This window comes from Mycetohabitans sp. B2, assembly GCF_021733735.1.
Classification (GTDB): domain Bacteria; phylum Pseudomonadota; class Gammaproteobacteria; order Burkholderiales; family Burkholderiaceae; genus Mycetohabitans; species Mycetohabitans rhizoxinica.
Genome location: NZ_JAHKSP010000018.1, coordinates 1 through 25,175, shown reverse-complemented (window position 1 = coordinate 25,175; position 25,175 = coordinate 1). Strand labels below are relative to the sequence as shown.

At 59.8% G+C, this 25,175-nt stretch carries 30 protein-coding genes, 1 tRNA gene and 2 pseudogenes; 19 read left to right on the top strand and 14 right to left on the bottom strand.

Features of this window, described 5'->3' with window-relative positions:
• The first annotated feature begins 1 nt into the window (after position 1).
• From KPG66_RS04255 to KPG66_RS04245, 3 genes are read left to right on the top strand one after another with little or no spacing between them, the layout of a single operon-like run.
• Positions 2-2,713, top strand: a complete 2,712-nt coding sequence (locus KPG66_RS04255) for a phage tail tape measure protein (RefSeq protein WP_237070102.1) — start codon at positions 2-4, stop codon at positions 2,711-2,713.
• Positions 2,714-2,720: 7 nt separating this feature from the next.
• A complete protein-coding gene (locus KPG66_RS04250; RefSeq protein ID WP_237070101.1) occupies positions 2,721-3,149 on the top strand; it encodes a phage tail protein in 429 nt (142 codons plus the stop codon).
• A complete protein-coding gene (locus tag KPG66_RS04245; RefSeq protein ID WP_237070100.1) occupies positions 3,149-4,225 on the top strand; it encodes a phage late control D family protein in 1,077 nt (358 codons plus the stop codon). Before KPG66_RS04250 ends, KPG66_RS04245 begins: the two co-directional genes overlap by 1 nt.
• Before the next feature lie 23 nt (positions 4,226-4,248).
• Here the strand turns inward: KPG66_RS04245 and KPG66_RS04240 are convergent, their stop codons facing one another.
• Positions 4,249-4,461: an XRE family transcriptional regulator gene (locus KPG66_RS04240; protein ID WP_237070099.1), complete on the bottom strand. Its 213-nt coding sequence runs from the start codon at positions 4,459-4,461 to the stop codon at positions 4,249-4,251.
• A 113-nt stretch (positions 4,462-4,574) separates the two neighbouring features.
• Here KPG66_RS04240 and KPG66_RS04235 point away from each other — a divergent pair, with 113 nt between their 5' ends.
• Complete coding sequence (locus tag KPG66_RS04235) at positions 4,575-4,856, top strand: BrnT family toxin (RefSeq protein WP_237070098.1); 282 nt, start codon at positions 4,575-4,577, stop codon at positions 4,854-4,856.
• Positions 4,828-5,103 carry a BrnA antitoxin family protein gene (locus KPG66_RS04230; protein WP_237070097.1) on the top strand — a complete coding sequence of 92 codons (276 nt, stop codon included), beginning with the start codon at positions 4,828-4,830 and terminating at the stop codon, positions 5,101-5,103. Before KPG66_RS04235 ends, KPG66_RS04230 begins: the two co-directional genes overlap by 29 nt.
• 315 nt (positions 5,104-5,418) lie before the next feature.
• Here KPG66_RS04230 and KPG66_RS04225 read toward each other — a convergent pair whose 3' ends face one another.
• Both KPG66_RS04225 and KPG66_RS04220 read right to left on the bottom strand, forming a co-directional pair.
• Positions 5,419-5,625 (bottom strand): hypothetical protein, encoded by a 207-nt coding sequence (locus KPG66_RS04225; RefSeq protein WP_237070096.1) that lies wholly within the window; start codon positions 5,623-5,625, stop codon positions 5,419-5,421.
• Between the two features lie 302 nt (positions 5,626-5,927).
• The gene (locus KPG66_RS04220) at positions 5,928-6,425 is read right to left on the bottom strand and encodes a helix-turn-helix domain-containing protein (protein ID WP_237070095.1); all 498 of its coding nucleotides are present in this window, start codon (positions 6,423-6,425) and stop codon (positions 5,928-5,930) included.
• A gap of 87 nt (positions 6,426-6,512) precedes the next feature.
• Between KPG66_RS04220 and KPG66_RS04215 the strand changes: the two genes are divergently transcribed.
• Positions 6,513-6,728 (top strand): hypothetical protein, encoded by a 216-nt coding sequence (locus KPG66_RS04215; RefSeq protein ID WP_237070094.1) that lies wholly within the window; start codon positions 6,513-6,515, stop codon positions 6,726-6,728.
• Positions 6,729-6,977: 249 nt separating this feature from the next.
• On the opposite strand, the gene KPG66_RS04210 is transcribed toward KPG66_RS04215, so the two are convergent.
• Complete coding sequence (locus tag KPG66_RS04210) at positions 6,978-7,463, bottom strand: helix-turn-helix domain-containing protein (protein WP_237070093.1); 486 nt, start codon at positions 7,461-7,463, stop codon at positions 6,978-6,980.
• 168 nt (positions 7,464-7,631) lie between these two features.
• Between KPG66_RS04210 and KPG66_RS04205 the strand changes: the two genes are divergently transcribed.
• Positions 7,632-7,832 carry a hypothetical protein gene (locus KPG66_RS04205; protein ID WP_237070092.1) on the top strand — a complete coding sequence of 67 codons (201 nt, stop codon included), beginning with the start codon at positions 7,632-7,634 and terminating at the stop codon, positions 7,830-7,832.
• 3 nt (positions 7,833-7,835) lie between these two features.
• Here KPG66_RS04205 and KPG66_RS04200 read toward each other — a convergent pair whose 3' ends face one another.
• Both KPG66_RS04200 and KPG66_RS04195 read right to left on the bottom strand, forming a co-directional pair.
• Positions 7,836-8,129, bottom strand: a complete 294-nt coding sequence (locus tag KPG66_RS04200) for a hypothetical protein (RefSeq protein ID WP_237070091.1) — start codon at positions 8,127-8,129, stop codon at positions 7,836-7,838.
• Positions 8,130-8,682: 553 nt separating this feature from the next.
• A complete protein-coding gene (locus KPG66_RS04195; RefSeq protein ID WP_336886347.1) occupies positions 8,683-9,192 on the bottom strand; it encodes a helix-turn-helix domain-containing protein in 510 nt (169 codons plus the stop codon).
• Positions 9,193-9,253: 61 nt separating this feature from the next.
• Here KPG66_RS04195 and KPG66_RS04190 point away from each other — a divergent pair, with 61 nt between their 5' ends.
• The 11 genes and pseudogenes from KPG66_RS04190 to KPG66_RS04150 all read left to right on the top strand — a co-directional run bounded on the left by KPG66_RS04190 (position 9,254) and on the right by KPG66_RS04150 (position 15,784).
• Positions 9,254-9,469: a hypothetical protein gene (locus tag KPG66_RS04190; RefSeq protein WP_237070090.1), complete on the top strand. Its 216-nt coding sequence runs from the start codon at positions 9,254-9,256 to the stop codon at positions 9,467-9,469.
• Between the two features lie 14 nt (positions 9,470-9,483).
• Complete coding sequence (locus KPG66_RS04185) at positions 9,484-9,681, top strand: hypothetical protein (RefSeq protein WP_237070089.1); 198 nt, start codon at positions 9,484-9,486, stop codon at positions 9,679-9,681.
• A 39-nt stretch (positions 9,682-9,720) separates the two neighbouring features.
• The gene (locus KPG66_RS04180; protein ID WP_237070088.1) at positions 9,721-9,924 is read left to right on the top strand and encodes a hypothetical protein; all 204 of its coding nucleotides are present in this window, start codon (positions 9,721-9,723) and stop codon (positions 9,922-9,924) included.
• Positions 9,912-10,160, top strand: coding sequence for an ogr/Delta-like zinc finger family protein (locus KPG66_RS04175; RefSeq protein WP_237070087.1), 249 nt, complete (start codon positions 9,912-9,914; stop codon positions 10,158-10,160). The genes KPG66_RS04180 and KPG66_RS04175 overlap by 13 nt, the downstream gene beginning before the upstream one ends.
• Positions 10,161-10,245: 85 nt before the next feature.
• Complete coding sequence (locus tag KPG66_RS04170) at positions 10,246-10,464, top strand: hypothetical protein (RefSeq protein ID WP_237070086.1); 219 nt, start codon at positions 10,246-10,248, stop codon at positions 10,462-10,464.
• 5 nt (positions 10,465-10,469) lie between these two features.
• A complete protein-coding gene (locus tag KPG66_RS17870; protein WP_422392532.1) occupies positions 10,470-10,673 on the top strand; it encodes a hypothetical protein in 204 nt (67 codons plus the stop codon).
• 43 nt (positions 10,674-10,716) lie between these two features.
• The gene (locus KPG66_RS04165; RefSeq protein ID WP_237070085.1) at positions 10,717-10,908 is read left to right on the top strand and encodes a hypothetical protein; all 192 of its coding nucleotides are present in this window, start codon (positions 10,717-10,719) and stop codon (positions 10,906-10,908) included.
• A gap of 254 nt (positions 10,909-11,162) precedes the next feature.
• Positions 11,163-13,955 carry a toprim domain-containing protein gene (locus KPG66_RS04160; protein ID WP_237070084.1) on the top strand — a complete coding sequence of 931 codons (2,793 nt, stop codon included), beginning with the start codon at positions 11,163-11,165 and terminating at the stop codon, positions 13,953-13,955.
• A gap of 308 nt (positions 13,956-14,263) precedes the next feature.
• Positions 14,264-14,446 carry a hypothetical protein gene (locus KPG66_RS04155; RefSeq protein WP_237070083.1) on the top strand — a complete coding sequence of 61 codons (183 nt, stop codon included), beginning with the start codon at positions 14,264-14,266 and terminating at the stop codon, positions 14,444-14,446.
• Between the two features lie 103 nt (positions 14,447-14,549).
• A pseudogene (locus KPG66_RS17865) lies at positions 14,550-14,738 on the top strand (hypothetical protein); the annotation flags it as partial.
• 53 nt (positions 14,739-14,791) lie between these two features.
• On the top strand, positions 14,792-15,784 hold the full coding sequence (locus tag KPG66_RS04150; RefSeq protein WP_237070082.1) for a tyrosine-type recombinase/integrase: 993 nt from the start codon (positions 14,792-14,794) through the stop codon (positions 15,782-15,784).
• Positions 15,785-15,809: 25 nt separating this feature from the next.
• Here the strand turns inward: KPG66_RS04150 and KPG66_RS04145 are convergent.
• The 6 genes and pseudogenes from KPG66_RS04145 to KPG66_RS04120 form a co-directional block, all read right to left on the bottom strand.
• A tRNA-Ile gene (locus tag KPG66_RS04145) sits at positions 15,810-15,888 on the bottom strand.
• Positions 15,889-15,917: 29 nt separating this feature from the next.
• The gene (rpoD, locus tag KPG66_RS04140) at positions 15,918-17,963 is read right to left on the bottom strand and encodes an RNA polymerase sigma factor RpoD (protein ID WP_041753247.1); all 2,046 of its coding nucleotides are present in this window, start codon (positions 17,961-17,963) and stop codon (positions 15,918-15,920) included.
• Between the two features lie 412 nt (positions 17,964-18,375).
• Entirely contained in the window at positions 18,376-20,283 is a 1,908-nt protein-coding gene (gene dnaG / locus KPG66_RS04135) for a DNA primase (RefSeq protein WP_237070081.1), read from the bottom strand.
• Positions 20,284-20,299: 16 nt separating this feature from the next.
• A complete protein-coding gene (locus KPG66_RS04130; RefSeq protein WP_237070080.1) occupies positions 20,300-20,749 on the bottom strand; it encodes a GatB/YqeY domain-containing protein in 450 nt (149 codons plus the stop codon).
• Between the two features lie 218 nt (positions 20,750-20,967).
• Positions 20,968-21,180, bottom strand: coding sequence for a 30S ribosomal protein S21 (rpsU, locus tag KPG66_RS04125; RefSeq protein ID WP_013434742.1), 213 nt, complete (start codon positions 21,178-21,180; stop codon positions 20,968-20,970).
• 103 nt (positions 21,181-21,283) lie between these two features.
• Positions 21,284-22,513, bottom strand: a pseudogene (locus tag KPG66_RS04120) (NAD(P)/FAD-dependent oxidoreductase); the annotation flags it as partial.
• Between the two features lie 139 nt (positions 22,514-22,652).
• Between KPG66_RS04120 and tsaD the strand changes: the two are divergent.
• Positions 22,653-23,696 (top strand): tRNA (adenosine(37)-N6)-threonylcarbamoyltransferase complex transferase subunit TsaD, encoded by a 1,044-nt coding sequence (gene tsaD / locus KPG66_RS04115; RefSeq protein WP_041753244.1) that lies wholly within the window; start codon positions 22,653-22,655, stop codon positions 23,694-23,696.
• 205 nt (positions 23,697-23,901) lie between these two features.
• On the opposite strand, the gene folE2 is transcribed toward tsaD, so the two are convergent.
• Positions 23,902-24,711 (bottom strand): GTP cyclohydrolase FolE2, encoded by an 810-nt coding sequence (gene folE2 / locus KPG66_RS04110; protein WP_041753243.1) that lies wholly within the window; start codon positions 24,709-24,711, stop codon positions 23,902-23,904.
• Between the two features lie 135 nt (positions 24,712-24,846).
• A partial coding sequence (locus tag KPG66_RS04105; protein WP_272907026.1) for a transketolase C-terminal domain-containing protein occupies positions 24,847-25,175 on the bottom strand: 329 nt, incomplete at its 5' end.

Below are 25,175 nucleotides of genomic sequence, written 5' to 3'. Positions count from 1 at the left end.
GATGGACAACGCGCTCAAACTGCGGGTCATGTTCGACATGATCGACAATTGCACCCGGCCCCTGAAAACCATACTCAACAGCACTAAGGGGCTCGCGCAGTCGCTCAAGCACACGCGCGCTGAGCTTGCTGAGCTGGGCAAGCAACACGAGGCGGTGGCGTCGTTTCGCCAAATGCGCACGGGACTAGCCGCGACCGCGTCAAAGCTCAATCAAGCGCGGGCGCGCGCCCAAAGCCTAGCGGCTTCGTTGCACGCGTTCGGCCCACCGTCGCGCCAGATGATTGCTGACTTCGAAGCAGCGAAGCGGGCCGCGGCGCGGCTATCTGGCGAGCACGCAAAACAGTCAGCACGCGTGCGCGAGCTGCGCGGCGAACTCGCCAGCACAGGCATCCACACGCGCAACCTTGCACAGCACGAGCGGGCGCTGCGCGCAAACATCGCGTCCACGACCGCGGCGATGCAATCGCAGACGCGCCAGCTTGAAGCGATCGCCGAGCGCGAGAAGCGGCTGGGCGCGGCGCGTGGCAAGATGCATGCACTGCAAAGCGCGGCTGGCGGCATGGCGATCGGTGGCTACGCCGCACGCGCCACAGGCGCACCGATGCTGGGCGGGCTGCGCCAAGCCCTCAACGAAACGAAGAGCGTCCAGACCGAGCGCGCGCGCATCACGGCACTAGGCCTGGGCGAGCAGGCGACACAGGATGCCGAGCAGTACGTACGCTCGATGAAGATGATGGGCGTAAGCACGGCGGAGAACATGACGCTGATGCGCGATGCGCTATCGATCTTCGCAGACGAGCACCACGCACAGATGGCGCTGCCAACGCTGGCAAAAATGAAGTTTGCCAGTGAGGCGATGTTCGGAGCCGAAGATGCGCACGCGAATGAAGAGCAGTTTATGAACATGCTCAAAGTCATCGAACTGCGCGGCGGCACAAAGGATCAAGCGGCATTCGAGCGCGAAGCCAACTACGTGCAGAAAGTGTTGTCGGCCACCGGCGGGCGCGTTGGCGGCGATGAGTGGCGCAACGTCATCCAGCGCGGCGGCGTCGCCGCAAAACAGATGCGCCAGGACGCATTCTATTACCAGCTCGAACCGCTGATCCAAGAAATGGGCGGCGATTCGGTCGGTCAAGCGCTCATGTCGGGCTACCAAAACCTGATTGAAGGGCGTACGACGGTGCGTGCGTCGCGCAAGCTGATGTCGCTGGGGCTGCTCGATCAGCACAAGGTCGAGTACGATCCGCTCGGGCGAGTCAAGAAGTTCTCTGACGGTGCGCTACTCAATTCACAGCAGTTTAAGGCGTCGCCCTTCGAATGGTTGGAGCAAACGCTGCTGCCTGCTCTGGAAAAAAAGGGCATCACCGAAGAAAAGCAGGTATTAAGCGTGATCGGCTCAATTTTTACGAACCGTACCGCAGCTAACCTGTACTCGACGATGTACTTGCAGCGCGCCCAAATTCATAAAAGCGCGAAGCTTAGCCAAGGCGCGTATGGCATCGAAGACATGCACCAGCTCGCTCAAGCGCAAACGAGCGGCAAGGAGCTAGACGCCTACGCGAAGCTGCGCGATCTTAAAAACGAAATCGGCGAGCGCGTCGCCCCGATGTACAACGCCGCATTGGACAAGACACGCGAACTTGCCGACAAGCTGCTGAAGACAATCCAAGCGCACCCGGAAGCGACGAAAGTGATCGTCGCGTTTGCGGCTGGTTTGGCTGCGCTGCTCGCCGTCGTCGGGACGTTCACGATCGCTTTAGCCGGGGTGCTTGGGCCGCTGGCCGTCGTGCGGTTCAGTCTGACCACGCTGGGCATCCAAGGTGGGGTGCTACGCACCGTCTTCGGCGCACTGGCATCTTTGCTGCGCAGCGCGCTGGTGCAAGGCGTTGCCGTGGCTTCACGAGCCTTCGCCCTGCTCGGCCGCGCCGTCATGGTGCTCGGCCGTGTCGCACTGGCTCACCCACTGCTCGCCTTTATCTCGCTGCTCGCCACCGCGGCTCTCTACGTCTGGCAAAACTGGGAGACGCTCGGGCCGAAATTCGCGGCGCTATGGCAGACAATCAAGGGCGCATTCGGTGCGGCTTTCGATTGGATCCAGTCGAAATGGGACGCGACGCTCGAATGGGTGAAATCGAAGCTGGGCGGTATGGGCGCTTGGTTTGGCGACATCGGCACGCGCTTGAGCGAAATTGGCGCACACTTGATTGACGGGCTGGTCGGCGGTATCACCGGCAGGCTGAACAAGGTGCGAGAAGCGATTGCGGGCGTGGCCACGAGCACGATTGATTGGTTTAAGGACAAGCTCGGTATCCAGAGCCCGAGCCGCGTGTTCGCGACGCTCGGCGGCTTTGTCAGCGAAGGCGCGGCGCTTGGCATGCAAGGGCAGCAGCAACACGTCGCGAAAGCCGCGCTTAGCCTCGCGACCACCGCCGTCACGTCGTTCGGCACGCCTGCGCTCTCGGTGGACGCGGCGCTCGCCGGGCCGGTCGCGCCGCTCGTGTCGCCCACCGTGCCCATCGACAGCCGGCCGCCGCTCGCGGTGGCCCCGGCAGCCCATGCGCCGGCATCGCCGCAGCCTGCCTCGCCCGTGACCATCAACATTTACGCACAGCCGGGGCAAGACGCGCAGGCGATCGCACGCGCCGTCGAGGCGGCGCTCGAGCGCCGCGAGCGGGCCAAGCAAGCGCGCGCCGGCTCGCGCCTTTCCGATTGATTCGATCATGCTGATGTCCCTTGACCAGTTTGTCTTTAGCCTGTCGAGCGCGCCGTTCCATGATTTGCAGCGGCGGCGCACGTGGAAGCATCCGACCAGCTCACGCGTCGGTGTGCGCGACGCGCGCCAATTCGCCGGCGAGGGCGAGGACACCATCACGCTCAACGGGCTCGTTGCGCCCGAGATGGTCGGCTCGATCGCGTCGATTCGCAAACTCGCGGCTATGGCCCATACCGGCGAGGCTTACGTGCTGGTTGACGGCGCAGGCCATGTCTACGGCGCATACGTGATCGCCGCACTCGATGAGACGCAGACATACCACGCTGTTGACGGCACGCCCCGCAAAATTGAATTTATGTTGACGCTCGAGCGCGTCGATGATGACGCGCTGCGCGTGCAGCGTGGCCGGTCAACGCGACACCAGAACCGATTCTGATGACGACGTCGTCGAACGAACACACGCCGCGCATCGCGCGTCATCATCCGCAGCCTGACTATCGGATCTCGTTGGACGGCCGTGACCTGTCGCGCCGATTTATGCCGCGGCTCGTATCGCTGTGTCTGTCGGAGTCGCGATCGGACGAAGCGGACACGGTCGACATCGTGCTCGACGATTCAAAAAACGATCTGGCGATTCCAAACCGCGGCGCGCTGATCAAGGTGGCAATCGGCTGGGTGGGTGAGCCACTGATCGACAAAGGCAGCTTCGTGGTGAACGAAGTCGAGCACAGCGGCAGCCCTGACATCGTCACTGTCCGTGCACGTTCTGCGGCAATGACCAGCGGCATGCAGGAGCGGCGTGAGAAGAGCTGGCATCGGCAGACAATCGGCTCGATCGTGCGCACCATCGCCGCGCGCTATTCGCTGACTCCGGCGGTCGGCGACACGCTCGCACAAATCTTAATCGAGCACATCGACCAGACGCACGAATCTGACATGTCGTTTCTCACGCGCTTGGCCAAACGCTATGACTCGGTGATGAACGTCAAAGACCTGCACTTGCTGTTCATGCCGATCGGCAGTGGACACACGGCGAGCGGCAAGCAGCTCGACGTACTCGAGTTGACGCGCGCCAGTGGCGACAGCCATCGCTACCATGTGTCCGAGCGCGAAAACTACGCAGCCGTGCGGGCGCACTACTACTTAAACGGGCGCGCAAAGCGCCAGTCCGTGATCGTCGGTGGCCAGAACAACAAGAACGTCAAGGTGCTGCCCGAGGATTACGCAACGCAAGCAGAAGCACGCGCGGCGGCGCAAGCCGAGTTTAACCGGATGCAGCGCAGTCAGGCGACGTTAAGCTACACGCTGGCGCACGGCCGCGCCGAGCTATTCCCCGAAATGCCCGTCGTGGTGTCAGGCTTCAAACCGGAAATCGATGAAACGCCCTGGCTTGTGAAGCAGGCCCTGCACACGATCGGCGAAGCCGGATTCACGACGGCGCTCGAACTGGAGGTGCACGGCGATGCCACCACCAATCGGCATCGCTCGCATTTCCGCAAAGGCCAGCGCTAGGCCACGGTCGCAGAAAACCGCCCTTAGCGCGGTAATGAAGACGCTGAGCCGGATATCAGCTTTTCGATAAAGTCATGCGGATCAGCTTCGAGCGCTCGTAGAAAGTCCAGCACCTCCACGACATCGAGCCGGCGAATACCGCTTTCGACCTCAAAGTCGAAACCTTGTGGGCGGTCAAGCCGGTCAGCCACATCCTGTTGCAGTAAGTCGTGTTGTTTGCGCAGCTCAGTCAGCAACTCGCGGGGACATACTAAAGTTACATCCAGAGCAGACACCCAAACGTCTCCCCAGGGGCCCGTAACTACAAAAACCTGTTGCGCCAGAGAGTTTTTGTTACTACAATATCCTAATGAAGGTGATCTTTGACCCCGCGAAAAACGAAGTCAACAAATGCAAACATGGTGTTTCGATGGAGTTGGCCGACTCTATCGATTGGTCAATGGTCTGGTGTTTCGCTGACGATCGTGCCGACTACGGCGAGCTACGCGAGATTGGTTACTCGGTAATCAACGAGCGCCTTTACTGCGTGGTGTTTACGCAGCGCGGCGACACGTTTCGCGTGATCAGTCTTCGCAAAGCCAATAACCGGGAGATTAGCCGCTATGAACAAGCGACCGAATTTGATTCGTAACACTGCACAGGAAGAAGCTGCGATCGAGCGTGGCATTGCCGCTGACCCCGACACGTTCGTGCCCACTGACGAACAATTTGCGCAAATGAAGCGGCGTGGTGGACGGCCGAAACTGGAACAGCCAAAAATCGCTGTGACGGTCCGTTACGACGCGGACGTGCTCCAGCAGTTCCGGGCGAGCGGTGACGGCTGGCAAACTCGTATGAACAACGCGCTGCGCGAGTGGCTCAAAACGCATCCGATCTGAGGTATCGTGGCGCGCTTCGCACGCATCGGCTTGCGTGCATCGGCGCGCGAACGCGGCAGACAGCAGCAGAAAAATGTGGAGCCTATACCGAGTAATGTTTCGAATTGCTTGCTCGGCACGCCACACTCCTGTCTACCGACCTATCGTTCCGCCAACTTAAACGATATGGCGTAGTGCTATCGAATAAGGTGACGCTAGACGGCCCGTCGCTGGGTCGTGTGGACCACGTCCATCACAATGCATCGTGGATGGCATCTTGCCGCCGCACTGCCGGCATTCCGCGATATGCTACCGTTGGACAAACTACGCGCTTTATCATTGGTTATACCGTGTCAGCGCGTCCTTTGCGTCACGTAGGTTAGCCATCGCTTCGAGCGCAATTTCCAGCATGAGCCCGACAGATCTCATTGCCTCGTCTACCGCGGCGCATGCGCTAGCCCGCTCATCGCATACGACATCGGTATGCAGGTACGCCGCCAACACCGGACAGCCAGTGCCAGGGCGGCACTCAGCGGTCGACATCATATCTGCTACATCGCGGTTTTGGTTTGCGTTGCTGTGCATTTTTCTGAACTCCCACTTATACATTCACAGACAGGGCTCCTCGCCAAGGTACCGTGCCTCAGAATGAGAAGCCTGTCCACTTGTCAACTACATTAGCGAAGAGAAAACTGTAAACTGTCCTTACTTTCTTTATGCTGGGAGCCAGCTGTATCGCGACAGCTGGGTGCGGAAGTGCAAAAGTCATCCCATGCCGCGCATCCGCTCTCGACCGGACCTAAACTAATCCGGAAATCGATGACCCTATATCTGTTAAGGCAACGCTACTTATTTTTTGCTTTAGCTGCCCGCTCGCGACGCAAGCGCTCGATTTCCAATTTTGCCCGGTCGACGTTCTCAGCCGTACGCTGATCAAACATCGCACGGCGATTCTCTGCTAGACGCTTCGCGCGTCGTGGCGTCGACGTCGCACTCATCCCGGGCGACTTCAGACAGGTCGCGAGAAACACCTGCAGGGCGGCCTTCCCGACTTCAGTCAAGCTTCGGTAGCTCTCAATCAATTCGCGCTCTTCGGCGCTAGTGGTTTCAGCAGGTGCCGCTTCATGGTACCCGGATTCCGCCTGCCTGGTCCCGGTCACTATGTAAAGCAAGTCGATCCCAAGCCCAGCGACAGCAGCCAAGTACTTCGCATCGGGCGATCGCTCGCCGGACTCGTAATTTGCCTGCGCCCCTCGCCCTACTTTCCCTACGGCAGCAAACTCTTCCTGACTGAGCCCAAGACGCAGCCGCTCTTCACGAAGACGTGTGCCAAATGCTTCCATTTGAATTCATTTATATTTACGCTTCCAATTGATGGCATTACATTCAGTTTTCAGTAATGCAAGACTATGCGCTGAAGTATACCGATCATGACTATCACTACAGGCCCACGCCGCTCGCCGCGTGGCATGCTATCGGGGCGGTTCGTTTACGTCGGACTCACACAAGCCGAACGCGCCGAACTCGAGCAAATCGCCGCCTATTACCACCGCTCGATATCGAGCATGGCACGCGAACTCATTTCCGTCGGCAAACGCCATTTCAATGCCGCCTCCACGTCACCTCAAACCACCGTTCGCAGTTGAATTGAGGAGCACACATGTGCCCCGATCCAAAGCGCGTTCGCAATCACAAACACACCATTCGCTTCGACGACTACGAGCAGGCGTTGTTGACTGCCCTGGCGAATTATCAAGGCGAACTTTATGCGGGGAGCCAGCTGTATCGCGACAGCTGGGTGCGGAAGTGCAAAAGTCATCGCATGCCGCGCGTTCGCTCTCAACCAGGCCTGAACCAATCCAGAAGTCGATGACCCTATATCCGTAAAAGCAGCGCTACTTATTTTTTGCTTTAGCTGCCCGCTCGCGACGCAAGCGCTCGATTTCCGATTTCGCCCGTTCGACGTTCTCAGCAGTACGCTGATCAAGCGTCGCACGGCGATTCTCTGCTAGACGCTTCGCGCGTCGCGGCGTCGCCGTCTGAAGCATCGAACCCGTGTTAAAACAGCTCAGCAAAAATGCGTGGATCGACGCTTTTCCTACTTCGTTGAGCTGTCGATACATCGCAAGCACTTCGGCTTCGTCAACGTCACCCTGCCCAACCTTCCCGCTTTCGGCTTGGTGCCGCTCGCCGGTCAGCACGTAACAGATGTCAACGCCTATCTCGCGAACAGCTAAGAGGTAGTCAGCATCGGGCGAACGCTCGTCCGCTTCGTACGCGGATTGCGAGCGTCTCGCGACCCCGCCAACAGACGCAAACTCGTCCTGACTGAGCCCGATCCGCAAACGCTCGTCTCGCAAGCGACTGCCTACTTGTGACATAAATTACCCATTATTCATTTATGAATTTTTTCAGCTCATTGCACTAGCCTTGCATATCGCAAGACTATCGTTGAAGTATACTGATCATGACTCACGCCACAGGTCCACGCCGTTCGCCGCGGCCACAGGCGCAGAAAACCGCCCTTAGCGCGGCAACGAAGACGCTGAGTGGGACATCAGCTTTTTGATGAAGTTGTGCGGATTGGCTTCGAGCGCACGCAGAAAATTGAACAGCTCAATCACATCGAGCCGGCGACTACCGCTTTCGACCTCAGAGACGAAACCTTGTGGGCGGTCAAGCCGGCCTGCGATGTCTTGCGACCTGTGAAGAATTCACAGTACTGCTTGCATTACCACAACTCAGCTTGATTACTAATCAACGCCTTTATTCGCATCGTGAGAGACCCGCAGCAAACGCCCTTCATCTTCTGCTGCCAGCGCCGCGCGCGCCACGTGCAAATACGTGACCGCTTGGAGTGCTGTTTCAAGGGCAAGAGTCGTAAGTTCCATCGCATCGTCAATCGCGTTGCGAACCTCGAGACGCGTATCAGCAGTCGAGTCTGTACTCGGCTCAGTTAACACCCTTTTTCGGCGAGCACCAGCATCACGCTCCGCCGCAGTCGCCGCGCCGATCATACCGTCAATTTGCTTCATATCGGTGTACATATTTTGGACCTTTACTTACACGTTCACCACCTAGCATCGCTTCAAGGTGGTAAGTATGCCCCATAAATTGCAATGCTAACTAACTGCCGAGTTGAATCGGCGAGTAAACTGTAATGGCCCCATATCCTTTATCGTACTATGCTGCGTTTGAAAGTATATGTAGGTGGCGCTTCTAGCATAGGACTTTGGTTTGTGCCGTGCATTCAAGACAGAATAATTGAAAGTACCAAGGCATGAATCGTCTATCAGCGGCATAGCAGCACGATATCGGCACATACGTAGTAAAGCTTTAAGCTTCGCGAAACCAATCCTGAGTTCGTGCAACACTGCAATAATTGCTAGTCACACTAAATTACTTCGCCTGTTGTACACGCTGCAGTCACACTGTGCCAATGCGCGCCATCGCATGGCTAGTGTGTCGAGCAATACGCAAAGCGTTCAATCTAAGCGCTTTGCACTATTGCTATGCGCATCAATAGTCCATGTGCAGCGGTGCCATATAGCATCGAGGCTCAGGACGTACAATCGCCCTCCAATAATCACGAACAACGATTCAACCTTTTTTTTTCTTCGCGGCACGCTCTCTACGTTGCCGCTCAATCTCAGCCATTGCACGCTCAACATTTTCTGCCATGCGCTGATCAAGGGCTGCCCGCCGGTTTTCGGCTAAGCGTTTAACTCGTCTATCGGGCGAGGTTGGGTCGGCGTCAAGCGTCATTGATCCGGTACGGACGCAACTAGAAATAAAGGTCTGAACTGCGGCTTTTCCCGCTTCGTTCAGCTTTCGATAGCCATCAACGACGTCGCTTTCTTCTTCGGCAAGTGATGAACTGCTTACCTCGCCCGTTAGTACATACCAAATATCAACACCTACTTCGCGCAACGCGAGCAGGTACCGCGCGTCCGGCACACTGACGTCCGCTTCGTAATTGAGCTGAGTTTTGTGTTTCAGCCCACCTAGCGCCGCAAATTCTGGCTGGCTTAGGCCCAACCTCATCCGCTCGCTACGTAACCGCTTCCCTATTCCATCCATTAAAATTCCATCAAACGTATTGACATCCATAAAAATGGACGTCAAACTGGGCTGACCGTAACGCAAGAGTAACTGTAAAAGTATACCGGCCATGACCATCACCACAGGCCCACGCCGCACGCCGCGCGGCATGCTATCGGGCAGGTTCGTCTACGTTGGATTGACGTCCGCCGAACGCGCCGAACTCGAACAAATCGCCGCAGACCACCACCGCTCGATCTCGAGCATGGCACGCGAACTCATTTCCGTCGGCAAACGCCATTTCAGTACCGCTTCCACCTCACCTCAAACCACCGTTCGCAGTTGAATTGAGGAGCACACATGTACCCCGATCCAAAGCGCGTTCGCAACCACAAACACACCATTCGCTTCGACGACTACGAGCAAGCGTTGTTGACTGCCCTGGCGAACTATCAAGGTGAGCAGCTTGCGGTGATGATCCGCGAAATGGCGATGCGCGAAGCCGCAGCACTGCTGGCTGAACGCCAAACCTCCATTTTTGACCACGCCAGTGCCTGAGCAAAGGCACCTAACCGCCCACCATGAGTAGCTCCTACGATGCCGGATACCAGCACGGACATTTTTATCCCCGATGCAGACCGCAACGTGCTGGAACGCGTACGCCAACATCACGGCCTGCCGTCGATCGACGCCACCGTCGAATGGCTCGTGAAGCGACGCTTGCGCCGCACCGCAAAGCACACGAACGGCCGCGGCCGCGCACTGTATCTCGTCCGGAGTAAGACGACATGCGGATCCTGAATCGTTGCCCACATTGCCGCACCCGCGCCCACGCGCGCAGTAGTCGCGAAATGTCATTGACCTTTCGTGAGGTCACTTACCAGTGCACCAACGCGCAGTGCGGCCACACTTATGTCGTGAACATGGAGTTTGCTCGCACGCTCTCCCCGTCTGCGATGCCCAACTTGTCATTGAACCTGCCGCTGTCGCCTCATGTGCGTAGTCAGCTCGCGCAACAGCTAGAACTGCTGGTCTAGCGGCCCAAGTCACTCAACCCGTTCCCCTCGCATCGTGCCCGCGCCGGCGCGAGGGACCTTTTTTGCCCACGAAAAGGAGATCCGCATGGCCACCCTCGCTTCTGCCCCTCTCGTTCTTCCCTTCGATCCAGCCTCGCTGCCAATGGATCAGCGCCGGAAGTACTTGCGCACCCTTTGGGACGCCGACATCGATCCCTTCGTGTTCGCGGGTACTGCGCGCAGGCTCGGCTATCTGATCCATTGCAAGTGGGACATCGCCGCCGGCATGCCCATTTTGCTGCCAATGGTTACGCCGCTGCATTGATATCAATGCACAAACCTATCTCAGAAAGCGAACTGCGACGCGCATGGCGACGCCTTCGCATGGTCGGGGACTTCGATACCGCCATGCGCCACACCGCTGTTCGTCGTGTAGTGGAAAGCGCCGCGCGTGCCATGCGGGCTCGTTCAATTGACCTGAAGCGGCCTACAGCCCACCGCCGACGTACGACCGTCAAGGACCACGACGAGTAACGCAACCGCGCCGGCCGCCGGCGCACTCACCAGGAACCCCACCATGAAATTCTACGTTTTCTGCACGGCAGTACTCCTTATGCTGCTCTTTTCATTGACCGGGCTGTACCTCCCGCTTAACAGCCTCCTGCGTCGCCTCGACCCGCTACTCGGTCCGATGCTCGCATTCACCGTCAGCATCTTTACACTCTGCGCCCTCATCACCGCGCTGGCATGGTCGGTTCCGGCTCGATGAGGCGAGCGCCGCGCGTGCCAATCTGCAACGCGCGGCGTATCCAATCGAGTGCAACCGGCTTGCCCCTTCGACGCAGGCTCGCGCATGAACGTCTGACCGGCGCGGCGCCGTGCGACGCGGCGCCACGCGCTCGCCTCGCTACGCGATTTGAGCAGCTTGCCGACGCGCTGTGCACTCGGCTTGGCTCCCCGCCATGGCGAGCCATTCAAACCGAGCCGCTATCCCATGCCACTACTTGAGCAACCTCCAGCACAATGGCCTCGATCGACGAACTGAAACAACGCATCGACCTGCACGACCTCGCCGATCGGCTCGGCCTGAGGCGCGGTCGCGGCGGCGACAAGGCGCTCTACCATTCCCCGCAGCACGAAGACAAGAGCCCGTCCCTGTCGATTTACGTGAACCACCCAAAGCACGGCACCGGCTGGCGTGACCACAGCGCCGACGCCGGCGGCTCGTGCATCGACTTGGTGATCCATGCCCGTGGTGGCACCGTCGCCGATGCCGTGCGCTACCTGCACGACGCCTACGGCCTCCCGCTCGAGCGGCCGACGCCGGCCGAGCGCCGCGAGAAATCGACCGTCGAATACATTGCCGATCGATGCCTCGCCGAACGCGATCGCGTACGCGACTACCTCGGTGGCCGCGGTATCTCTGCCGCAGCCATTGACGCGGCGATCGCCGCGCGCACCCTCGGCTTCAACAGCTGGACAAGCTCGAAGGTCGCCGCCGGCGAGGTCGGCCACGCTGGCCCGGCCGCCGCGTTCATCGTGCGCGCGCCGAGCGACGGCCGCGTCGTCGCCATCGACATGCGCTATGTCGATCCCACGCTCAACGGTGGCGTCAAGACGCAGACGCAGGGCGACAAGGCCGGTTATGGCTGGAGCGCCGATCCTCGCCGGCTCGACGCGGCGAAGCGCGTGTTCATCGTCGAAAGCGCGATCAATGCGCTGTCGATCGACACCTGCGCAATGTCCAGTACAGCCGCGCTCGCGCTGCGCGGCCTCGCTAACGTCAACGACATCGACTTCACGTTCCTGCGGGGCAAACAAGTTGTGATTTGCCTAGACAACGACGAGCCGTTCTCGGACGATCACCCGCGCGCCGGCCACCGGCCGGGGCCTGAAGCTGCGTGGGCACTCTACGAGCGGCTCACGAGCCTAAACATCAGTGCCGTGCTCGTTGACCAGGCCGGCTGGCTCGCCGACCTCGCGGACGGCGAGACGACACGCAAGCCGATCAACGACGTGAACGACTACCTGCAACTGCGCGGCCCGGCCGAGCTGGCGCGCGCGCTTGAGCAACTCGAGCCCTGGCTGATCGCGGGTCTCGCCGGCGACGTCACGCGCCGCGGCCGGCCACGCATCTTTCTGCCGTCGCACGACTTCGCGCAATACTGGCGCTTTCGCGTGCGCCCGGACTTCACCAGCTACATCACGAAGATGGACCGCAACGAGGAATCCGGCGTTGAAACGCCCGTGATGACGGATCTGTGCGGCTTTCGCATCGCCGGTATTAGCCGCGTGTCCGTCGCGAGCGCGACCTCGACGATGACGGGCGACGCTGACCAAGCGCCGACCGTCTACTTCGCCGTGTCCGTGCAGGCGCCGCGGCACGGCGCGCAGCTCATCCGCCGCGTAATGCTCGACGATCAGCTGCACAACGTCGATCAGTGGAGCAAGTTCGGCCCGATCTGGGCGCCAGCGCCGTTCAAGCGCATGGTGAACATCCTGGAGCGCGGCGCCAACCTCGGCGCGCGCCAGGCGGCAAACTTCGTCGGGCTCGCATGGCGCGACGGCCGCCTGATCGTCAACGAAGGCCCAGACTGCTATTTCACCGAAGCGGACAAACAATGTCCGTATCACAACCTGACGTTCCCAAGCGGCCCGGTCAGCGACGCGCGCCGCGTTATCACCGCCTACCAAATGACGTTTAAGCAGAACGCCGCCACGATCCCGCTCGTGTGGGCGCTCGGCGGCCACCTGAAAGCGCTGCTCGGCTTCTGGCCACATATCACGATTCAGGCGAACAAAGGCGCGGGTAAGTCAACGCTAATCAAGCGGCTCGAACGCTCGCTCGCGTTCACGATGTTCTCCGGGCAGTCGCTACAAACGGAATTTCGCCTGCTGACCAGCATTAGCCACACGAGCCATCCGGTCGGATGGGAAGAGCTGTCCGCGCGCCGGCAGGACGTGATCGATAAGGCGGTTGGGCTATTGCAAGAGAATTACCAGTACACCGTCACGCGCCGCGGCACCGATATGACTGAATACCTGCTGTGCGCGCCGGTGATGCTGGCCGGCGAGGACGTCCCGGTGCGCAGTCTGCTCGGCAAACTCGTGCGCACCACATTGACCGGCAAGCGCGGCCCGCTGCTACCCGACGAGCTACCGCGCTTCCCGCTCCGGCAGTGGCTCGAATTTCTCGCCAGCCTGAACAAGCGGGCCGTGCTTGAGCAATACGCGAAGCTGCGCGACATAGCGCTGGCCCACTGCCGCGCGAGCGGCGAGGACGACGGCGCCAAGCGCATGGCCGGTAACTACGCGGCTGTCGCGCTCGCCTGGCGCTACCTCACCGAGTTCGCCGGCATGGACCCGAGCGAAGGCGACTTCCCGCGCGACCTCCTCACCGAGATGAACGGCCACATTGCCGAAACAAGCGCCGACCGCGAGCCGTGGGTCTGGATCATGGAAACGGTGCTGTCCGAAATCGACGGCGGCAATTACAAGCACCCGTTCACGTTCGACACTGTCGACGGTGAATTCTGTCTGTTGCTGCGCACCGGTCACGTGATGGACCACATCGCGCACACAAGCAGCCTACGGGATAAGTGGAACGGCCTTCCGGTGAAGTCCGACCGCGTGTTCAAAGCGCAGCTCAAGCACGCCGGTGTCGTCGTCGGCGACAAGGAAGTGGAGCGCCGCATCTATACCCGTCGTGTGCCGTATCTCACACCGATCTCACTCGAACGCTTAACCGGCTTCGGCCTGCACGTGTCCATTCGTGAAGACTTGGCAACCGACGCGCTCGCAAGGGGGCACGTATGAACCGCTTTCAGCCCTTGCGACCACCGTGCAGCGGTAGCCACTTTCTTCATTTCATCCAGTCGCATAGCGGTCGTAGATTGCGCTGTCCAGTGCGCGCAGCCATTGGCATGCACCGTCACGCGAGCGCTACTCGGTTCGCTTTGCCCCACTCCCTAGCGAGCCGAAACGGCCGGACAACGCCGCGAGCGGCGCGGGCGCGGGGCCGCACGCGGGTTTTGCCGCGCGGGAACCACCCAGGCAGCGCACGCGAATCGTGGTTTTGGAGGGCGCTCGCTCGTAAGTCTTTGATTCTTGAGAAGAGTGCCGCCATGAGTCACGCTCGATTTGCCACGAGTTGGGCCGGTTTTGCCACGAGTCTGGTTTTTGCACCGGCCCGCCTCGCCCCTTTCTTCTTTCTTTCTAACTTATTGAAAAAGAAGAAGAAAGAGTACAAAGAAGGCAAGGAATCAGCCCCAACGCGCTGCCACGAGTCAAGTGCGTTTTGCCATTAGTTACGGACGCTGCCTATTTTTTAGGCCACGAGTTTTTGACCCTTGCCATGCCTAAATGATGGCAATTGATGGCAAGAAAATTTGTTTAAAATCAATCAGTTAAATGAATAAAAGCGCACACGCCATCAATCCACGAGTTGCGCTGCGTGTGCCCCCTCTAGCAAGGAAGTCGAGTGACAGAAAAATGCAATCGGAACGATTCAATGCAAAGGATGCTGCCCACTTCCTCGGGATATCGCTTCGCCAAGTGTATGATCTGGCCGCTCCCAGAGGACCTATCCCGTGTTTTAGGATCGGAAAACGCATCGTCTTCAACCAGTCAGACATAAAGGAGTACTTGCAATCATGTCGATATACCGAGACAAGGAACGCGGTCGTTTCATCTTTGAATTCGACCGTTATATCGATGGCAAACGAATCCGGGCTAGAAAGCTACTTCCGAAAGCGTGGAATCAGGCCCAAGCGGACGCTTTCGAGCGACAACAAAGCGCCCGCCTCTATGCAGTTGCTACAAAGGTTCAACGTGCAGAGTACCTAATTGAAGACGCAGTAAAAGTGTATTTGAAAGATAGAGTTCCAATTTTAAAATCTGGCAGCAATATCGAACACGAACTTGCACAGATTTTCTGGGCGTACGAGGGTAAACCTTTGTCATCGCTTGCTGACGCCTGTAGCGAATATAGACAAAAAGCTATGAAAGCAGATGGCACGCCGCTATCAGCTGCAACACTTCGTAACCGCATCCGCTACCTTACCAGCGCATGCCGATACGCTTGGAAGATACATAATATGTGCGACCATGATCCAGCCGAACGAGTAACAGTTCCGGCAGTAAGGAATGCGCGCCAGTTTTACATTGATCGGCAGGAAATGCTTTTGCTATGCCTAGCAACGCAACATAGAGCAACTCGCGCCGCTATTCGGATTGCATTCTATAGCGGCATGCGCATGTCTGAGATCAGGCTTGCCAAAAGAGAAAAGAATGTTTTTATGATTCCCGACACTAAAAATGGAATGCCAAGGCACGTACCAATACACCCTAAAATCCGTAGCGCAGCCAGCGTGGCACTTCCAGACCAGAGCACACTATCTAGGCACTTCCGCGCAGCTCGCAAAGCCCGAGACATGGACTGGCTCCATTTCCACGATCTGCGGCATAGCGCCGCCAGCCAGATGATCAATCAACGCGTAGACCTCTATACCGTGGGAGCCGTGTTAGGGCATAAATCACACGCTAGCACGCAGCGCTACGCCCATCTGGCCACCGAATCTTTGAGGGATGCCATCACGCGGATCGGACAAAATTTCCCCCACCATAAAAAAACGCGGGCTGCGTGACATGCGCGCAAACCCGCGTGGATATTGGTGGGCCTCCCGTGAGTCGAACACGGCACCAACGGATTATGAGTCCGCTGCTCTAACCAAGCATGAGCTAGAGGCCCGGATCAGCAATTATGACGCAAAATGGAACTCAGTTGCCTTCGAGAAACGATTTTAGCTTATCCGAGCGACTTGGATGACGCAATTTGCGCAACGCCTTCGCCTCGATCTGACGGATTCGCTCACGCGTCACGTCGAACTGCTTACCGACTTCCTCGAGCGTATGGTCCGTGCTCATCTCAATGCCAAAGCGCATCCGCAATACCTTTGCTTCGCGCGGCGTCAACGAGTCCAGCACGTCTTTCACGACGTCTCGCATACTCGCGTGTAATGCCGCGTCGGCCGGCGCCACTGTATTATTATCTTCGATGAAATCGCCCAGGTGAGAATCGTCGTCGTCGCCGATCGGTGTTTCCATCGAAATCGGTTCCTTCGCGATCTTCATGATCTTGCGGATCTTGTCCTCAGGCATCTCCATTTTTTCGGCGAGCGTGGCCGGATCCGGCTCAAGCCCCGTCTCTTGCAGGATTTGCCGTGAGATCCGGTTCATCTTATTGATCGTCTCGATCATGTGAACCGGAATCCGAATCGTGCGTGCCTGATCCGCGATCGACCGCGTAATCGCTTGGCGAATCCACCACGTCGCATACGTGGAGAATTTGTAGCCCCGTCGATATTCGAACTTGTCAACCGCTTTCATCAAGCCGATATTGCCTTCCTGGATCAAATCCAGGAACTGCAAGCCACGGTTCGTATACTTCTTCGCAATTGAAATGACCAGCCGTAAGTTGGCCTCCGTCATTTCGCGCTTGGCTTGCCGCGCCTTGAGTTCGCCAGCCGCCATCTGACGGTTGGTTTCCTTCAAGTCCTTCAGCGGCAGCACGACACGCGCCTGTAAGTCGATCAGACGCTGCTGCTGTTCGCGGATCGCCGGGATATTGCGCTCGAGCACCGCGCTGTACGGATGCCCCTCGGCGACAATCTGCTCGGCCCAGTCTAGGTTGGTCTCGTTGCTCGGGAAGCGCGCAATGAATTCCGCACGTGGCATCCCGCACTTGTCGACGACGATATGTAAGATCTGGCGCTCCACTTGACGCACCTCGTCAACCTGCGCGCGCAACGTGTCGCACAGCCGCTCAACCGTGCGGGCAGTAAAGCGAATCGACATCAACTCAGCCTGGATCGCCTCTTGCGCCTTCAGATACGACTTGGACTTATAGCCCTCCTTCTCGTACGCGCGACGCATTTTGTCGAACCACTCACCGATCAGCGCAAAGCGCTCCAGCGACGCACGCTTCAGCGCCTCGAGCTGCGCGGCGCTGGCCGCGGCCGCTCCCGCACCTTCGTCCTCCTCTTCCTCTTCCTCGTCACCTTCGTCAGCGTCGTCGGCTTCCGACTCAATCTCGTCCGCATCCGACGCGCTAAAACCGTCCGCATCCTCCGCGTTCGGATCGATCAGGCCATCGACCAGTTCGTCCACGCGGATTTCATCGTTGGCGACCCGCTCGGCCATCGCAAGGATGTCCGCAATTGTCGTTGGGCACGCCGAGATCGCCTGAACCATGTGCTTCAGGCCGTCTTCGATACGCTTGGCGATCTCGATCTCGCCTTCTCGTGTCAACAGCTCGACGGTGCCCATCTCACGCATGTACATGCGCACCGGGTCGGTCGTGCGGCCGAATTCAGAGTCCACCGTCGACAACGCGACCTCGGCCTCCTCTTCGACTTCATCGTCGGATGACACCGACGGCGCGTTGTCGTTGAGCAGCAGCGTTTCCGCATCGGGTGCCTGTTCATAGACCGCCACGCCCATGTCGTTGAACGTGCTGATGATGCTCTCGATCGCCTCGGTTTCCGCGAAATTGTCCGGTAGGTGATCGTTGATTTCAGCATACGTTAGGAAGCCGCGCTCCTTGCCCAGCTTGATCAGCGCGCGCAGTTTCGAGCGGCGCTCCTCGAGCTCCTCGGCAGTACCCGGCTGGTGAGACGCAAACGCCTCCTTCAGCAGCGCCTTTTCCTTGGCCCTGCGATCGCGCGCCTTGATCTTCTCACCCTTTACCGGCGCAGCCGAGCCGGCCGACTCATCGATTTGGCCCGCTTCATCGTCAACTGGTACTTCGTTCAGCTTTTTCGTCATGGATGTCGCCATTACGGCTCTGGTCTCGACTTGCGGCTCTTCGACGGCCGCCGCTTCAACCGTGGATACTCTCTCAGTGCGGCTAATCCGGCTGTTACCCGGTCGCCACGACCTTCCGACTTGCCCGCTTCGGGAACGCCTCGGCCGCGCGCATCGCGGGCCTGCTCGGCGGACTTCGCCGTCGCGGAGGATCGCCTCGTCGCTTCCCGCTGGGTGGATCGCGCGATGTTCGCTGACACGCCGCAGTGGGAATGGGCCGGTTTCGCCGCGGACCGAGTCGTCTACCGCCACTGGCCTGCGCTTTCGAGCCGATCCAGCCTCTTTTCCACCCTACGGTCTTTGCTATGGCGATTCCACCCTAGCTCGACGCCCGGAACAACCCCGCTGAAAACCTTCAATTATAGCACAGCGGTCAAGCTCCTCCGGTAAGCGCCAACGCCATGGCCCGACGCTTCAGTTCGGCACGCCGCTGCGACAACTCGGCGAACTCCCTGGCCTGCTCTCCTTCCAATTTTGGCTGCCGAGACAGAATTTCAAGTCGTTCGCAGCAAGCGTCGTAACGCATCTTCGCGACCACCGCCCTGACTTCGTCAGCTGCGATCCGTTCCTGCTCATCGCGCCGCTGCGCGCTGTCGTCGTCCGGCGACGCATGCAGCAAATCGCGTACGTTTTCATCATAGACCAGAATTTCCCGGAAGATTTCCTCATACGTCGGCGCATTCGGAGAATTAAGCAGCAGGTCCTTCAACAGCCGATATTCGGCCGCGTCCCCCAGTTGCCGCGCGTGCGCGATCGTCTCGGCAAACAGGGCCCCCTGCCGGGCAAGCGTGGCTAGTGTGTCGCAATCCTGCACATCGAGCATCGCGACGATGCGCGGATACATGATCACGTTGCGTAGTGCCCGATGCTCGTGGCCGGTAACGCGACGACGATCGGCACGTGCCGGCGCACCGCGCACCGCGGGCGCGGTGCGCGAGCCAATTTCACAGAATTGCGCCACTTCTTCAACAGGCGTCGCCAGCCGATCCGCCAGCATGTGCAGGATTTGAGCCCTCAGCGCGTTGGGCGGCAGTGCTTGCAGCAGTGGCTTGGCGTCATACAGCGCCTTGGCCCGCCCTTCCGGCTGGTCGATCTCCTTGTCCGCCAGCACCTCGTTGAGCAGGAACTGCGACAGCGGCATTGCCCGCCCGATCTGGTCTGCAAATGCCTGCATGCCATGCTCGCGGATATAGCTGTCCGGATCGTGCTCCGCGGGCAGAAACAGGAAACGGATGGTGCGATTGTCCGCCGCATGCGGCAAGCATGCGTCCAGCGCGCGCCGCGCGGCGCGCCGCCCCGCCACGTCACCGTCGAAGCTGAAGATCACCGTGTCGGTCTGCCGCATCAGTTTTTGGACATGCACCGGCGTGCACGCGGTGCCCAGCGTCGCCACCGCATTTGGAAAACCCAACTGCGCCAGTGCAACGACGTCCATGTAACCTTCCACGACCAGCACGAAGCCCTTCTCGCGGATCGCAAGACGTGCCTCGAACAGGCCGTACAACTCAGTTCCCTTGTTAAATAGCGGCGTTTCCGGCGAATTCAAATACTTCGGCTCGCCGCCACCATCAAGCACGCGTGCGCCGAAGCCGATCACCTGTCCGCGCACGTTGCGGATCGGGAACATGATGCGTTGGCGAAATCGATCGTAGCGGCGCGCTTCGCCGTTGCTCGACGCCTTGTCACTGACAATCACCAGACCTGCTTCGAGCAACGCGTCGTCGCGATAGTCCGCGAATGCCGCCTCGAGGTTTTGCCAGCCATCCGGCGCATAACCCAATCCGAAGCGCAGCGCAATCCCGCCGGTCAAGCCCCGTCTCTTCAGGTACTGGATCGCGTCCGGCGCGCCCCGCAACTGCTTGCGATAATAGTCGGCCGCGACCTGCATGACGTCAACGAGCGCGCGCGCCGTGCCGGCATTAGCAGGCGGCGGATCAGTGCCGCTTCCCGGTCCGGGCGGGCTTCCACCGCCATAGGCACCCGGCGCGGGTTCGTGTGGAACGGTGAGTCCAACGGACTGCGCCAGCTCACCGACAGCCTCGGGAAACGTCAAGCCGGCATGCTCCATCAGGAAACCGATCGCGGTGCCATGCGCGCCACAGCCGAAGCAATGGTAGAACTGCTTGGTCGGACTGACGGTGAACGAGGGACTCTTTTCGTTATGGAACGGGCACAGCCCATTGAAGTTTGCCCCGCCCTTTTTCAACTGCACGTACCGCCCCACCACGTCGACGATATCGACGCGGTTTAGCAGGTCTTGCAGGAATGAATGCGGAATCACAGTCGCCCCGGCAAGGCTACTTTGCCGACAAGGCCGCCTTCACTTGTGCGGAAACCGCCGTCATGTCGGCACGGCCCGCGAGCCTGCCCTTGAGCAGCGCCATGACCTTGCCCATGTCCTGGGGACCGGCCGCGCCCGTTTGCGCAATCGCGTCCTGAACCTGCGCGACGACGTCGGCGTCGGACAGCTGGGCAGGCATGTACTGCTGCAGCACCACAAGCTCCGCCGATTCCTTCGCGACCAAATCCTCACGGCCGGCGGACTGAAACTGCGAAATCGAATCCTTGCGCTGCTTGATCAGCTTATCGACGACTGTCACGATCGCCGTGTCGTCCAGCGTCGTGCGCTCGTCCACCTCACGCTGCTTGAGCGCAGCCAGCAACAAGCGGATGGTCGCGAGCCGCTCGCTGTCACGGGCGCGCATCGCGGCCTTCATGTCATCATTGATACGATCTTTCAAGCTCATGCGTATTGCCGTCAACGGCCCAGATTTGCCTATGGAATTGTGACATACGGTAACCGACGTTTAACACAAAAACCCGCTTGGGACACAATCCACAAGCGGGTCTGCGCAGCAACGCGGTCCCATCAGCGCCTGCCACAGCAGCATCCCTGCACGCACACGCGGTGCAGGTTTGCGGGGTGACCGCGCCAACTCGACTGCCGCGTCGGCGCGATACTGGATCAGTAGAGCTTTTTCGGCAGCATCTGGCTGCGCAAACGCTTAAAATGGCGCTTGACCGCCGCTGCCTTTTTCCGCTTGCGCTCCGCGGTCGGCTTCTCGTAAAACTCGCGCGCACGCAACTCGGTCAACAACCCGTTCTTTTCGATCGTGCGTTTGAAGCGGCGCATCGCAACTTCAAAAGGCTCGTTCTCTTTAACGCGAATCGTCGTCATGTCCAGTCAAGGTATGAAAAAGGGACACATCCCACCAACACACACCAAAGGTGTGAAAGTATAGCAGATGTGCGTGCACGCAATGCCGAACTTCAGCGCTCGGCTAACGTTGCACAACAGCGGCGGAGGCAGCCCGACCCGCCGCGACACCAGATGACCACGCCCACTGGAAATTGTACCCACCCAGCCATCCGGTCACGTCCACCGCCTCGCCAATGAAGTACAGGCCCGGCATCCGCTTGCTCATCATCGTGGTCGACGATAGTTCACGGGTATCGACGCCACCGCGCGTGACCTCGGCCTTGCGAAAGCCTTCGGTGCCATCCGGCGTCAATGTCCATTGCTGGAGCCCGCTGGCCAGTCGATGCAGCGCCTTGTCGGCAATATCGGCCAGCCGCGCCTGAGGCGGGAGGCGGTGCTGGATCGCCCAGCACTGCGCCAGCCGCGCCGGCATCCATTCAGCGAGCTGGTTCGCCAATTGCCGACGCGACGCGGCTTTTGCGTTAAGCAGTGCAGTGGCCACCTCAAACGACGGCAATAGGTCGATCGACACAGCATGCCCCGGGTTCCAATAGCTGGAGATCTGCAAAATACCGGGGCCGGACAGTCCGCGATGCGTAAACAGCAAGTCCTCGACGAACTCGGCACGCCGCTTGTCGCCGCCTGTTGATACGCGTGCCATCATCGATATTCCGGCCAGCGCCGCATACGGCGCCCAGTGTGCGGCGGCGAAGGTCAGTGGCACCAGCGCCGGACGCGGCTCGACAAGCTTATGACCAAAGCGTTTGGCGAGCCTGTACGCGAAGTCGCTCGCCCCAATCTTCGGGATCGACAGCCCACCCGTTGCCACCACGAGCGCCCGCGCGTGCAGCGCGCTGGCATGCGTGCTCAACACGAACCCCATCGTATCGACGGCCACGTCCGCAACCGGCAATGGATGGCGCCACGTGACGCCGCCGGTGCTGCATTCGCGCTTGAGCACATCAATAATCGTCTCGCTTGAATCGTCGCAAAAAAGTTGCCCCTTGTGCTTTTCATGCCACCGAACACGATGGGTGCGCAACAGTGCCAGAAAATCCTGCGGTGTATAGCGGGCGAGCGCGGAGCGGCAAAACGACGGGTTCTCGGACAAGTAGCGGGTCCAGTCCGCCTGCAGGTTTGTGAAATTGCACCGCCCGCCGCCGGAAATCCGGATTTTCTCGGCAACGCGCGGTGCGTGGTCGATCAGCACGACACGCCGCCCAAGCTGGCCGGCCACAGCCGCACACATCATGCCGGCGGCGCCGGCGCCAATCACGGCGATATCGAAGTGTTCCATGGCGCGCATTCTACCGGCTTGCCAGCCACGTCGGTGGTCGCACTGCTATACTAATTGATTGCGTTGCGGGCGTCGCGCGCCGTGCCGGCCATCTGGCAAGCCAGTGGCGCAAATGGGGCCGCATCCGGCTCGATCACCCTTTTGTCCGATTCTCATGCTCGTCCTCGGTATCGAAAGCTCATGTGATGAAACCGGGCTCGCGCTGTACGACAGCCGGCGCGGGCTGCTAGCACACGCACTGCATTCGCAAATCGCCATGCACCGCGACTATGGCGGCGTGGTGCCAGAACTCGCATCACGTGACCATATCCGGCGCGCGCTGCCGCTGCTCGAGCAGGTGTTGCAGCAGGCCGAGGTGGCGCGCACCTCAATCGATGCGATTGCATTTACGCAGGGGCCGGGGCTCGCCGGGGCGCTGCTCGTTGGAGCCAGCATCGCGAATGCGTTAGGGCTGGCGCTTAGCAAGCCGGTCATCGGCATTCACCATCTCGAGGGGCACTTGCTGTCGCCGTTACTCGCGCAAACGCCACCGCCGTTTCCATTCGTGGCGCTGCTGGTCTCCGGCGGCCATACGCAGCTGATGCGGGTGGCCGAGGTCGGCGACTACCAGACGCTCGGCGAAACACTGGACGATGCAGCGGGTGAAGCGTTCGACAAGACCGCAAAATTGCTCGGACTGAACTACCCTGGGGGACCGGAAGTTTCGCGGCTGGCCGAGTTCGGCACGCCTGGCGCCGTCGAATTGCCCCGCCCAATGCTGCATTCGGGCGACCTGGACTTCAGCTTCAGTGGATTGAAGACAGCGGTTCTCACGCACCTGAGCCGAATCGGCTCGAACGTTTGCGAGCAGGCAAAAGCCGATTTGGCACGCGGCTTTGTTGATGCCGCGGTCGAAGTACTGGTCGCGAAGGCAGTTGCCGCCCTCAAGCGCACAGGCATGAAGCGGCTCGTCGTGGCCGGCGGGGTTGGCGCGAACCGCCAGTTGCGCGAAGCGCTGTGTGCCGCTGCCGCCAAGCGCGGCTTCGATGTGTACTATCCCGACCTTGCACTATGCACCGATAACGGCGCGATGATTGCGCTCGCGGGAGCACTACGCCTGCAACGCAATCCCGCGGCAGCCAATACGTTGTATGCGTTCACTGTCAAGCCGCGCTGGGATTTGAGTGCCATCAACGACCCGGGACAACAATCAGCGTAGCAACTGAACTCGGCCACCGCCGGTGTCACACCGCGGCAGCCACCGGCATAACCTTGAATCACCTTTAATAACGACCGGTGCAGTGTCCGCCGTAGACGCGTGAACCTTCGTCCAGCGATGTGCGACGCATTCGTGGCGCATGCGCGCCAACGACGCGACGCACCCCGTACCCGGGACCGCCCGGCACCAATGTCGGGCAAGCGGGCTAGTCCGAGCACCGCTTGTCGTGCTCGATTAGCGCGTACGCACTGTGATTATGGATCGATTCAAAATTCTCGGCTTCGAGCACATAGGCGACGATCCGCGGATCGGCATTGAGCCGCTGCGCGACATCGCGCACCAAGTCCTCGACGAACTTCGGGTTATCGTACGCCCGCTCAGTGACAAACTTCTCGTCGGGACGCTTCAACAGCCCCCACAACTCACACGATGCCTCTTCCTCGGCCATCCGCACCAGGTCTTCAACCGGCACGTCGTCGACTAATTCGGCGGAGATCGTCACATGTGAACGCTGATTGTGCGCGCCGTATTGAGAGATCTTTTTCGAACACGGGCACAGGCTAGTCACCGGCACCAATACCTTGGTAAACAGGCGTGTAGTACCGTCGCATGCGTCGGCGCTAAGCGTCACTTCATAGTCAAGCAGGCTTTGCACGCCGGATACAGGCGCCGTTTTCCGGATGAAATAGGGAAATGTGACTTCGATGCGACCCGCCGTGGCTTCGAGCTTCTCGAGCATGGTCGCCAGCATGGCGCGGAAATGAGCGATGTCCAGCGGCGTCTGCGCTTGGTCCAGCAGCGCGATGAAGCGCGACATGTGCGTGCCCTTCTGCTCGGCGGGAAGGAGCACGTTGAGATTCCAGGATCCCACCGTCGGTTGCGCATCGCCTTGCGCAGTCCTCACCGTCAGCGGATGGCGGACCGCTCTGATGCCGACCCGTTGGATTGGGATCTGCCGGGTATCTGGCGTGCTCTGCACATCAGGCATCACAAAAGCGGGATTCATCTGGTTCATTGGCATTCCTTGACACTGGCGCACGCCTCGGTTCACGGCGGCGTCGGAGCGCCAGCACGGGCGGCCCGACCAGACGGCCCGTGCCGCTCGCGCAGATTCTAAATGAGAAACAGCAACGGCCGTTGCGGGCGAGGCTTATGCGACGAGCTTGGTCGTTTTCGCATTGCCATCGTGCTTTTGCCGTTCCACAGTTGACAGGCGCTCGCGGATCGCGCTGGCAATTCCCGCCGCATCCAAACCGCATGCGGCAAGCAGCTTCGTCGGATCGCCATGATCGATGAAACGGTCGGGAAGCCCTAATTGTAATACCGGTCGGGTTATCCCCGCCGCCTGTAGGGACTCGATGCACGCCGAGCCGGCACCGCCCATCACGCAACCTTCCTCGACAGTTACCAGCAACTCGTGCGTGTCGGCGAGCTGCCGCACGAGCGCCTCGTCCAGCGGCTTCACGAAGCGCATGTTCG